11 protein-coding genes are annotated in these 10395 nt (G+C 65.0%); 2 read left to right on the plus strand and 9 right to left on the minus strand.

What is annotated here, in order from left to right; all coding sequences use genetic code 11:
- Positions 1–25: 25 nt before the first annotated feature.
- The 7 genes from NTV05_06255 to NTV05_06285 all read right to left on the minus strand — a co-directional run bounded on the left by NTV05_06255 (position 26) and on the right by NTV05_06285 (position 4593).
- Entirely contained in the window at positions 26–550 is a 525-nt protein-coding gene (locus NTV05_06255; protein MCX6544002.1) for a hypothetical protein, read from the minus strand.
- A 425-nt stretch (positions 551–975) separates the two neighbouring features.
- Complete coding sequence (locus NTV05_06260) at positions 976–1656, minus strand: hypothetical protein (protein ID MCX6544003.1); 681 nt, start codon at positions 1654–1656, stop codon at positions 976–978.
- A gap of 132 nt (positions 1657–1788) precedes the next feature.
- On the minus strand, positions 1789–2070 hold the full coding sequence (locus NTV05_06265) for a hypothetical protein (protein MCX6544004.1): 282 nt from the start codon (positions 2068–2070) through the stop codon (positions 1789–1791).
- Between the two features lie 293 nt (positions 2071–2363).
- On the minus strand, positions 2364–2753 hold the full coding sequence (locus NTV05_06270; GenBank protein ID MCX6544005.1) for a hypothetical protein: 390 nt from the start codon (positions 2751–2753) through the stop codon (positions 2364–2366).
- 172 nt (positions 2754–2925) lie between these two features.
- The gene (locus NTV05_06275; protein ID MCX6544006.1) at positions 2926–3879 is read right to left on the minus strand and encodes a hypothetical protein; all 954 of its coding nucleotides are present in this window, start codon (positions 3877–3879) and stop codon (positions 2926–2928) included.
- A gap of 88 nt (positions 3880–3967) precedes the next feature.
- Positions 3968–4390, minus strand: a complete 423-nt coding sequence (locus NTV05_06280) for a PIN domain-containing protein (protein MCX6544007.1) — start codon at positions 4388–4390, stop codon at positions 3968–3970.
- On the minus strand, positions 4387–4593 hold the full coding sequence (locus NTV05_06285) for a type II toxin-antitoxin system VapB family antitoxin (protein ID MCX6544008.1): 207 nt from the start codon (positions 4591–4593) through the stop codon (positions 4387–4389). The genes NTV05_06280 and NTV05_06285 overlap by 4 nt, the downstream gene beginning before the upstream one ends.
- 543 nt (positions 4594–5136) lie before the next feature.
- Between NTV05_06285 and NTV05_06290 the strand changes: the two genes are divergently transcribed.
- Positions 5137–5403: an AbrB/MazE/SpoVT family DNA-binding domain-containing protein gene (locus tag NTV05_06290; GenBank protein MCX6544009.1), complete on the plus strand. Its 267-nt coding sequence runs from the start codon at positions 5137–5139 to the stop codon at positions 5401–5403.
- The gene (locus NTV05_06295; GenBank protein MCX6544010.1) at positions 5400–5885 is read left to right on the plus strand and encodes a PIN domain-containing protein; all 486 of its coding nucleotides are present in this window, start codon (positions 5400–5402) and stop codon (positions 5883–5885) included. Before NTV05_06290 ends, NTV05_06295 begins: the two co-directional genes overlap by 4 nt.
- Here the strand turns inward: NTV05_06295 and NTV05_06300 are convergent.
- Together NTV05_06300 and NTV05_06305 are read right to left on the minus strand one after the other, a co-directional pair.
- Positions 5842–7656 carry a M28 family peptidase gene (locus NTV05_06300; GenBank protein MCX6544011.1) on the minus strand — a complete coding sequence of 605 codons (1815 nt, stop codon included), beginning with the start codon at positions 7654–7656 and terminating at the stop codon, positions 5842–5844. The genes NTV05_06295 and NTV05_06300 overlap by 44 nt on opposite strands.
- Before the next feature lie 22 nt (positions 7657–7678).
- Complete coding sequence (locus NTV05_06305; GenBank protein MCX6544012.1) at positions 7679–10150, minus strand: thiamine pyrophosphate-dependent enzyme; 2472 nt, start codon at positions 10148–10150, stop codon at positions 7679–7681.
- Positions 10151–10395 lie beyond the last annotated feature (245 nt).

A 10395-nucleotide genomic window follows, 5' to 3' on the forward strand; every position in this document is an offset into this window, starting at 1 on the left:
GGCAAGCCGTTGTGAGACAGCCACGTTAGCGAATCTGAAACGGTATGCGCGTCATCTCAACGCGACCCTGCCAGACGCCTGGCTCCTTTGTCTCGTTGAAGTACAAGAACTCAAGATCGTAGTCGCCCGGGCTGCGCAACTGAGGAAAGTTGTCGAGCAACGCGAACGTCCAAGACCGCTTCGCTCCAGGCTCAATACTCGTCAGTGGCCTTCCATCGGCGGCGGATACACCGGGCACTGGTTTCCCTGTCATTACCCAGTCCACGTGTGGACCCCACATCTCCAACTCCTGCCCGCCGCGCCGGTAGATCCGTACGTTGTTCTTTTGCCCCGGTCCCGCCAATGGCATTATGAACGGCGTCGGAAAGTCGAGCCGCCCGCTGCTTGTGTTCTCGATCGTGAGAATAGCAGTAGGCCCCTGCGTCCCAAACCCTCCCCGTAAGTCGACCTTGAATGTCGCCCGAGAATCCACCCACTCCCCCGTCGGCGGTGACGACTGATTCGAGAGTGCTTGCCCCAGTACGACGAGTCCGAGGAAGATCGGTCTCATGATCGCCTCCGCGGGTTCTGGCTGTCCGCCTAACGTCAGGTCTCACCCGCCGGCCCTCATCATCGCACCCGCGCCGGTCGGGTAGAGCGCCTTGTTCGGAGTTCAATTCCGGGATCGTCGTGGACACCGCCGCGTCGCCACAGCCGCCGACTCCAGAGTTCGCCAGTTCGGCGGGACCGGCGGCGGCGCGAGACGCGTCCTCGTTCCTGGTTTTCCGTTCTTCGTGATCGCTGTCGCCGCCGCTGCGAGGCCCTTCAGCGGGCCTCAGGGTTCGCCACGGCCCGTCCAATCCAAACGGCCTCGGCCCCCGCACCACTCCGTCTTGTCTTTCGTGATTCCCGGATCTTCCGGGTCTTCAATTCTCCGAACGATTCGAATGAGCCGCGCGCGACAGTACACCAACGCGCGTCGGCTCCATTCGAAGGTTAGCCTGCGGCATGGGTGATAGTGAAGTTGGCAAAGTCGCCGCCGGAGTTGTTTCCTACCCACAAGCCGACGAGTCCTGCCTTGCGGTTGTTGAATGCGTCAACGACCAGGCACGGTTCCTTCGCGTCGGCGACGAAGACACTCACTTTCGCGTTCGCAACGAGAACACGAGCATGGAACCACGCGTTTGGGTCCGGTACCGGACTCACGGCCTGCTCGTACTTGCCCGGATGGTCGGTGCGGAGCTTTTGCCACGTGTAGGTTGGGAGCGAGTGATATTGGACAGCGTGGCTGCGGCTTCCGGGGTCGGTGGCTCTGAAGTTGAACGGACGAAAGTAGACCGCATCGTAGGCGCCAGCATCGACACCGTGGAACGCGACGCCAACGAAACTGTGCTGCGCGACGTCTTTGCCGCGGACGTCGAATTCGATGGTCCCATTGGAGAACTCGGTTCCCGGAAGGAACGCGCCGCCTTCACCGGCTGCCTCGCTCAACCGGACACCTCTTCTCGCTCCGTCGACGAGAGGATTGGCCGCACGATTGAAGAGCTTCAGAGTCTTCGCCTCTGCAAGCGCCAGGAGATCGGGTGCGAGCGCTTTCCCCTGTCCCGCCAGTCGGGATATGTGGGTGAGACCGAACAAGCCGGTGAGCGTCGACGCCACAAACTCACGTCTCTTCATCGTCTCCTCCGATCCAGGACCTGATTCGTCAGGCTAACGCTCCGCCTGAGCCGCGCGCCACTGCGACGTGATGGCACGAGACGGCCGTCGCGTCGGCTCCATTCGATGTTAGCCGGCCGACGGGGCGCGTTACTACCGCAAGGGCACTACCCACTCGGTCAGGAGCCAAATCAGGACACCGATGACGACCACAACACACCAGTATAGGAGCTGGTCGCGGCGTTCCGGCGGCGTGACCGTTCGCGTCCCGTCGACAATCCGATCGAAGAGCATGAACAGCGCGGTCGAAGTCATCAGGGCGCCAGTGCCAGCACACACGAATCCGAAAGTGGTCCGTCCCTGAAGTCCAATGACCATGAGCATTGGTCCAAAGCTCGCGCATGCGGTAAAGAGCACTCTGTAGATCATCGGCATGGGTTCTTCGCACTGTCCTTTCTCGTCCAGTCCTTTTCCTTCCGGCTGGACAGTATGACTTCCGTACCGTGCGAACAAAGAGGCTGACCTCCGTCGGATTCGCGGGTTAGCCTTCATCGGGCCAGAGCCGCCCGTTGAGTTCACGGTCAACGTACATTCACGGAGGTCAGCCGTGGCAGAGCCTGCCACCCTTTTCGTCGGTCTGGACGTCCACAAGGACACCATCGCTGTGGCCCACGCCAGCCCCGACCGCTCGTCCGTTCCCCAATGAACCGCGGCGTCATCTGCAGCAGTCATGGCTCGCTTCGAGCAGCGTCCGCGAGGGTCTCGGGACGTGCGAAACGACGAACGAACAGGTGCGAGAGTCCACCCCCAATGGCCATCACGACGCCCGTCGGCATGATCCCGAGAATCCACGTGAGCACAGTGCCCGCACCGAAGAAGATGTTGGCGCCACTCGCCAACCACACTACCGTCGCCACGGCAGTCAAGTGGCGCCATCTCTTCACTCGAGCAAGACACCCGCTAATTGTGAAGCCCACGATCCCGAACAACACGTTCGAGAGTCCTATGGCCACCGCCCCGCGTGGTCCTTGTCCGCCGGCCACGCCCACGACGAACCCACCCAGAAACGTCAGAGCGTAGATAATGACCACGTCGCGGACGACGGCTAGCCATGGCATTGTCTCGGGTCCTTTCAATGTTGCCGAACGATCCGCGGTCACCCGCCGGCGCGCACGATACCACTGGCGACGGTCGGGTGCACCGCGAGGTTAGGCCGGCCTGGGCGTTGCCGGGGTACGGACATACGTGGACACCCAGACCCGTCGCGATCGCGAACGTCGCTCTGCTCATCTACCGGACGATGTCGAACCGCCTGAGTTCGAGCTTCGGGTTCAGCCGGAACTTGCCCAGGTTCGTCTGGGATACCACCTGCGTGCCGACCGTCTCTGTCATCCGATGCGGCCAGTTCACGCCGTCCTGCACCCTGAAGTTCGACGGCGCAAGGCGATGCTCGACCATCGGTCGGCCGGCGGTGTCCACGGGTGCCGGCGAAGCCGTAGGGATCTCCGACACGACCTCGCGCCCCCTCACGATCACGGTCGACGTCATCGACACCATCATGCCCTGCGGGGCAAGGTAATCCAGCGCGGCCGGGAGATGCGTCGTTGCGTCCACGGACAGTCGCATGCGAAAGCCATCCGCCGCTGTGGCTTCCAGGACGTCGATCGCGTGTCCCTCGCGCTGCACCGCGCCGAGATGCTGAAACTGCAGCACGTAGCCGTCGAATGACCGGCCAAAGAGAAGCAGCGCCAGCCGTGCGAAGTCTTGTTTGTTCGCCGCCATCATCTCTCGCTCCCGCTGCGCGATGACGGCGGGCACCTGCGGCCACGGATCCGGCGGGAACGGAATAGTGGAATCGGTGCGCCGGATGAGCGTGTCACCGCGAAACCCCTCGTAGTACGTGATGTCCACCGTTCTCGGGCCGACTGACTGCGAGTCTCGTCGAATGTCGAGAAAGTGGTCGGGAAGCAGCACGAACAGCTCCATCGACAGGTCCTTGGTGAACCCGCTGGCGGTCTGTCTGACGCTGCCATCAACCGTAAAGCTCCTGATCGCATCGAGCGCCGCCTCGCCGCCGAGCGCGACGCGCATCTCGCGGAGGACGGACGCCGTGTCGCGGGTCTGCCCCGCCACGGACACCGCAGTCGGGACGTGGTCCCGATGCGCAGATTCCTCGGGGACTGCGCCGGTACGGACGGCAGCCACTGCCAGTCCCACTGAGAGCATCAGCAATTCCCGCAGCATTGCCATCCTCACGAATCAGCCCGGCTAACGATCCGGCCTGACCCGCGGCGTGCAACGTCTGACCGTCTGCCGTCGGGTCCAGGCCATGTCATGCGACGTGATGCCCTCTAAGCAATGTCAGGGGCGCGTGCTTCGCAATCGCCTCGAAGTCTCCGTCGACGGCGACGAGTTCGTGGTTACCGGTGATCGCACATGCGGCGATCAAACAGTCGCCCCCAGACACGTTGAGTCCTTTGGCCAAACAAGCGTTCTTGATTCGGGCAGCCTCGACGTGTTCTGTGATCCCCTCGGGAAGGACGGCGAACGCCGCGAGCAATTTCACGGAGAGATCGCTGGACTGCCGGTGCGACCGAACGCCGCTCAGCACCTCTTGCAGCACGATGCCGGGCAGGCCGAGGGGAACGTCACTCGTCATCAGTTCTTCGAACACGACCTTCAGCCGCCGCTCCTCCACCCCCGGGTGCTTCCGCCGAAAGACGCGCGAAAGGACGGACGTGTCAAGGAGGATCATCGGGCCCGCCGCTCTCGCTTGTAGTCGTACTTCGGATCGTAGTCGACCCTGCCCGCGAGTTTGGCCAGTTCCAGCCGCTGGCGGCGTTGGATGCACTCACGCAACGCCTCGTTCACCGTTTCGCGCTTGGTCCGGTACCCGCCGACGTTGCGGGCTTGATCGAGAAGGCGATCGTCAATGGCGAGATTGGTTGGCGTACACAGAAATGCTACACATCTCCATTGTGTGAGTCAATCTCTGATTGCCATTGCATTCCCGAATGAGTCGCATCCAATAGGTAGACGGCGGGCTTTCCCGGTTCGCACGTCAAAACCGCCAGTTTCAACCGGCTCCTTCGGTGCCGGTCGAGCAGATTAACCTCGGCGGGCTGGAGAGAACCAACTCTTGTGCGACATCAAGTTGCGAGGCACCGATGCAGGCCGACCCGTCAAGGGCGGCCGGCGACATCGTACGGCTCTGCCCGTGGTTAGCCGGAGGGCGGCATTGGCACGGTCAAGGGGCAGCTGGAGTTGTCGGTCTCTTGGACTGCGGAACCGGGGGCCAGGGCGCGGGCGGCGGGGAGGCACGGCAACGCTTTTCGAAACCGGCACTTGGCTGCGCAGCGTGGGGATGGCAAGCGATATGCACGTGATCCGATGGACGGGACCGCTTGCCGAAGGGAGTATTCGACTGGCAATGTACCAGGCAGAACAGGCGCTCGGAATAAGAAAGCATGGCATGGGTTATACCATGGTATGATCTATGCCATGGTTACAACCATGGATCGAGCCGGACGACTGGTCATCCCGAGTGACATCCGCCGTGAGGCGGCGCTCGAACCAGGCACGCCGTTGGACATCCGATGGCGCGACGGGGTCATCGAGATCGAACCGCAGCCGCTCTCCGTGACGTTCGTGCGCGAGAAACGCCTGCTGGTCGCCCGGCCAGAGGCGAAGACGCCTGCGTTGACAACCGACATCGTCGAACGGATGCGGGTGCAACTGGCGGTTCGTCGAGGAGGACGCTCGCGGTGACCGCCTTCGCGCTGGATACCAACTGTCTGATTGCAGCCGTGTGCACGTGGCATGACCGCCACCGGCAGGCCGCCGCAGAAATCGGGCGGCGCCTCGACGCTGGCGAACGGCTCGTCGTACCTGCCCCGGCGCTTGTCGAGGCGTACGCCGTCCTCACCCGGCTGCCTGCACCCCATCGTCTCGCGCCAGGCGATGCCTGGACGCTGCTCGAGTCCAACTTCGTCAAGCCGGCGCACTCGGTGCAGATTTGGGCGCCCTCGGCGAAGACCTACCCGCGCCTGCTACGCGGTCTCGCCGCGCAATCCGTTGCCGGTGGACGCGCCTACGACGCGGTGATCGGCGAATGCGCGCGCGAGGCTGCGGCGCAGACGCTACTGACCTTCAACCGCAGGCACTTTGACCCGTCACCCGCAGGCGTAACCGTCGTCGAGCCGTCGTCTACATCCCCTGCAGTCGACCGATGGCGGCTTCCACCAGTCTAGACAGCGCCGGCGATGGGCCTCCGGCCGGCAACGACAGCGTTTCCTTGAGCGCCTCGCCGTACCATTTGATCCACGCAGCCTTGACTTGTACTTCGCGCGCCTCGGCCGCCGGGCGGTCGCTCGCCGCCGCCACCAACTTCACCCCCTGCTTCGCCTCGAGCGCGAGGCGAGCTGCCGCAGCCGACTCGACGAGCGCGACGACGGCGCGAGCGTCCGCGTCGGTCGCACTCGCCAGGAACAGTGCCGTGGCCGCGACGCTGACGCCGCTGTGTTTCATCTCGGCCGGGCTGGTCTTGTCGGGTCGATCAAGACTGGTGTGATAGAACCAATCCGGAAAGTGCCAGGCGAGCACGGCAGGAGTGCCCTGCCGCAGGAAGATCGAGTGATCGCTGCCGCCTTCGTACGGATTGGTCTGCACAACCCACCCGGTGCCCCGAGCATGCCGCTGGCAGATGGCCAGAAACACATCGTTCAGCAGCGTGCCCTTGAGCGCGTTGGCCTTGTACTGGCCGCCTCCCCACTCGGTATGCGGGTCGGACGGCCGGCTCCAGACGGCAGAGGGATCCGGCATCTTCTCAATGAGGAACGGCCCTCCGGTCTTCGTCGGATCCTCTCCGGTCATGTCGAGCGAGAACATGTAGCGGACCAGTTTCGCCTCCGCGGGATGGTCGGTCGTCCATTGCCGGCTCACACCCATCTCTTCGCCCCACAGGAACGTCAGCGTGCGATCGGGCTTCGGCAGTGTGCCGGAGCGGACGGCCTCATTGATGGCGCGCGCCAATTCGACCAGCGTGGCGCACCCGCTCGAATTGTCGTTGGCGCCGGGTTCCTGGATGTGGGCGACCAGGATGACGCGCTCCTCAGGAGTCACGGCCCCTGGAATCTCGGCAGCCACGATCCGATACGGCCCAGGCGTAAAGCTGGAAGCGACCTCCACTTTCACGCGAACCGGTCCGGACTTCAGCCGCTCGCGGATCCGGACCGCCGCCTTTGGCGTGGCCTTGAACCCGAAAGCCTTTCGTGCCTCGTCGTACGGGATACTGCCCCACTGCAGCACGTCCCATTCGCTTCGCGGCTTCGCGGCATCCGCCGCCGTTGAACCCGGCCGCACGTACTCCGCAATGCTCGGCGAGATCACGCCAATGGCGCCGCGCCTCACGACAGCCGCCTGCCACAGGCGCCCGATGCTGCCGTCTCCGAGCACGACCGCACCCTTCACGTCCACGTTGGCGAAGTCGGCTTCGGCCCCCTGGCCGACATCTGTGATCGCGGCTTCAACGCCACCGGCGGGCGTTGAAAACGAGTTGATGCAGAGCGCCACGCGCTGCTGTTCACGCGACAACACGACCTCGTCTTTCCCCGACGCTCCGCCCAGCAGCGTGAGCGTACCGACGGTGTAGTCCCACCCTCCCGCGCGCCCGTACTCCTCGACCCACGTCCTCGACCCGCCCGCCGCGCCTGCGCCCGTCTTGCGGTCCGAAAACCCCGATTGCCGCAGCCGCGTTTGAAGGCGGTCGACCGTCGCGTTGAAGCCCGCGTTGCCGGCATTGCGCCAGTACTGGTCCATGAACACGACAAGGTCCATCGCCGCCCGCTCGTCAAAACCCTGCGCAAGCACGCCGAGCGACTTGACCGCCGACGCGGGCACACGATCGCCCAGGGATGCCGGCTGCGCCGCTGGTGCCGGAAGCGACTGCGTCCGTACCGGTTGGCCCGACGCCACCCACAGACAACACAATCCGGTCGCCACACGTTTCGTCGCTCGCGTCATGGAGGGCCCCTTCGTCAGAATGTCAGTACTTCACCAGCAGCCGTGCCGCGCGTGCGATTTCGGCCTCGCCCGGCAGGAACGCTTCCTCGAGCGTGGGCGAATACGGTACGGGCGTGTCGAGAGCCCCGATCACCCGAATCGGCGCATCCAGCGCCTCGAATGCCTCTTCCTGAACGATGGCTGCCAGGCTTTCACCGATGCCGCCTGTCCGGGTGTCTTCGTGGACGATCAGCACGCGGCCGCAGTGGCACGCCACGGAAATGAGCGTCTCACGATCGAGCGGCGCGAGGCTGCGCAGATCGACGACCGTCGCCTCGATGCCCTCCCCGGCCAGCGTGTTCGCCACTCGCATCGCCACGTGCACGTAGGCGCCGTAGGAGATGATGGCCAGGTCGCTCCCGGCGCGCCTGATGGCGGCTTTGCCCAGCGGGATCGGGGCCGGCGCGGTCTCTCCCAACACCTGCTTGATGGACGGATCGCGATAGAGCGCGATGTGTTCGTAGTAGAGGACCGGATCCGGATCGGCGACCGCCGACGCCAGCAACGCGCGCGCATCGTGCGGAGTGGACGGCACGACGATCTTCAGACCCGGCGTCCGGTAGAACCACGCTTCGGTGTTCTGGCTATGGTACGGTCCCGCGTGACGGAGGCCGCCCCACGGCATCCGCAGCACCATCGGCACGGATTGGCCGAAGCGGTACCGGTTCTTGGCGGCGTTGTTGACCAGTTGATTGAAGCCGGTCGCCACGAAGTCGTTGAACTGCATCTCGGCAATCGGCCGCAGGCCGGCCAGCGCCGCGCCGACTGCCGCGCCGATGATGGCGCTTTCGGCGATCGGGGCGTTGATGATCCGGTCGCCATACGTCTTGAGCAGCGGCCGGAGCATCAGGAACGCGTTGCCGTACTTGCCGCCGACATCCTCGCCGAAGACGAATACGCGCGGGTCCGCGCACAACGCGTCCTCGATGCCGCGCATCACGCCTTCGAGCAGCGTCTGGCCTTTCGGATCAAACGGAGGCCCGGGTTCGGTTGGCGGCAATCTGCACCCGGACCGGACCGCTTGGCGCGCCTCGGCCGTCAGCACCTCCATGCGCGGCCGCGCGTCCTGGCCGTCCACGACGCCCGCGCGAGCACCGGCGGGATCCGGCCAGGGTGCGGCAATGACAGCCTGCGCTTCCGTCTCGACGATCGCTTCAGCGTCGTGTTTGAAGTGGGCGACGGCATCGGCGTCGATGATTCCCTCGTCGAGCAACCGCCCCGCATAGCGTGCGATCGGGTCTCGGCCGGACCAGAACGCGTACTGGCCGGCATCCGCGTAGCCGCCGCCGGTCAACGCGGGGTACTCCCACGAGGGCGGTACGTCGCGTCCGTGATACAGCATGTCGTCGTGATGCGCGTGCCCGCACATCCGCATGCAGACCAGTTCGATCAGCGCGGGCCCGCAACCATCACGAGCGCGTTCGGCCGCCCACGCGAACGCGACGGCGATCTCGTCGGGATCGGTGCCGTCAATGGTGATGCCGGGAATGCCGTATCCGATGGCCTTGTCGGCAAACACCCGGGCCGCCGTCTGATCGGACACTGGCGTTGAGAGCGCCGTCTGATTGTTCTGGACGCAGAAGATCACGGGGAGCCGGCGCACCGCGCACAGGTTGATGGCTTCGTGCCATTCGCCGAGCGAGGTGGCGCCATCGCCGAGGTACGACACGGCGACGCGCCCGCTTCGGGTCTGTGCGAATGCCAGGCCCATGCCGGCCATCGATAGCGTCGGCACGAGCAGCGGGGCAGCCGGCGGATAGATGCCCCACGTAAAGTCGCCGATGTGCAAATCGCGCCCGTCCATTGGCGGGCCCGCCTTGCCCATCTGCGCCGACAGCACCATCCTTACCGTCTCAGGCCCTGGGCGCATGGCGACCACGGCGCCGAGATCGCGAATCATCGGCGAGATCACGTCGCCTTGCCACTCGCCCTCTGCCGATCGCCATGCCGAGCCACGCCGCAGCCTGATGGCGGACGCGTAAATGGCCTCCTGGCCAAGCGATCGGAATCCCTTGCCCTGGAACGACGCCGTCCCGTACTTGATCTCGCCGCGCGCGAAGAACGTCTTGAGCCGGTTGTCGATCGCACGCGTCAGGATCATGCCGCGCAGGATGTCGCGGCGCTCGTCCGGCGTGAGCGACAAGGCGATCGCCTCGCGCCGCAGGAAGCCATCACACGCGTCCTGCAGGTCGGCAAGCGCCTCGGCGACGCGAGTCGCGGCCGAGACACCGGGAGTCAATTCCGCGGCTGGATCACTGGCGAGACCAGCGAGGTGATCGGCCAGGGCCTGGCGGAGACGCGCCCGCAGCAGTTCGAGATCCGCGGGGCCGCCAACGGGTCCGGCGGTGAGCGCGGCGCCGAACGCCTTCCGCGCGGTCGGGGCCGCAAATGGATGCCGTTCGAGCACAAACGCGTCGAATCGGGTTGATAGGCTGGCGAGCCTGTCTGGGGACATGGATGTCAGTATGCCAGAGTCTCACCCCTGCCGCTGCGGTGCCTCGGCGTTTCGCTCCGCGTCCCCGCTCACACTCGCCGGCAAATAGCGCCTACCGGGACCCGTGACCGGCCTGACGTTTGCGCTATTCGCGCAGCCTGTCTTGACCCTTACGGCGCATTTTGCGAACTGACGCTGTCGGTCCTTCGACTCGCTCCCTTCGCTGGGCTCAGGACCGTCCCGAGCGTCGTCGAGGGACGGCTCGG

Source organism: Acidobacteriota bacterium, from assembly GCA_026393755.1.
Classification (GTDB): domain Bacteria; phylum Acidobacteriota; class Vicinamibacteria; order Vicinamibacterales; family JAKQTR01; genus JBAXOX01.

Excerpts from the sequence above, each read along its gene's own strand:
- NTV05_06305 (MCX6544012.1), bottom strand. The coding sequence starts at position 10,150 with ATGTCCCCAGACAGGCTCGCCAGCCTATCAACCCGATTCGACGCGTTT.
- NTV05_06300 (MCX6544011.1), bottom strand. The coding sequence starts at position 7,656 with ATGACGCGAGCGACGAAACGTGTGGCGACCGGATTGTGTTGTCTGTGG.
- NTV05_06275 (MCX6544006.1), bottom strand. The coding sequence starts at position 3,879 with ATGCTGCGGGAATTGCTGATGCTCTCAGTGGGACTGGCAGTGGCTGCC.
- NTV05_06255 (MCX6544002.1), bottom strand. The coding sequence starts at position 550 with ATGAGACCGATCTTCCTCGGACTCGTCGTACTGGGGCAAGCACTCTCG.
- NTV05_06270 (MCX6544005.1), bottom strand. The coding sequence starts at position 2,753 with ATGCCATGGCTAGCCGTCGTCCGCGACGTGGTCATTATCTACGCTCTG.
- NTV05_06290 (MCX6544009.1), top strand. The coding sequence starts at position 5,137 with ATGGTTACAACCATGGATCGAGCCGGACGACTGGTCATCCCGAGTGAC.
- NTV05_06265 (MCX6544004.1), bottom strand. The coding sequence starts at position 2,070 with ATGCCGATGATCTACAGAGTGCTCTTTACCGCATGCGCGAGCTTTGGA.
- NTV05_06280 (MCX6544007.1), bottom strand. The coding sequence starts at position 4,390 with ATGATCCTCCTTGACACGTCCGTCCTTTCGCGCGTCTTTCGGCGGAAG.
- NTV05_06260 (MCX6544003.1), bottom strand. The coding sequence starts at position 1,656 with ATGAAGAGACGTGAGTTTGTGGCGTCGACGCTCACCGGCTTGTTCGGT.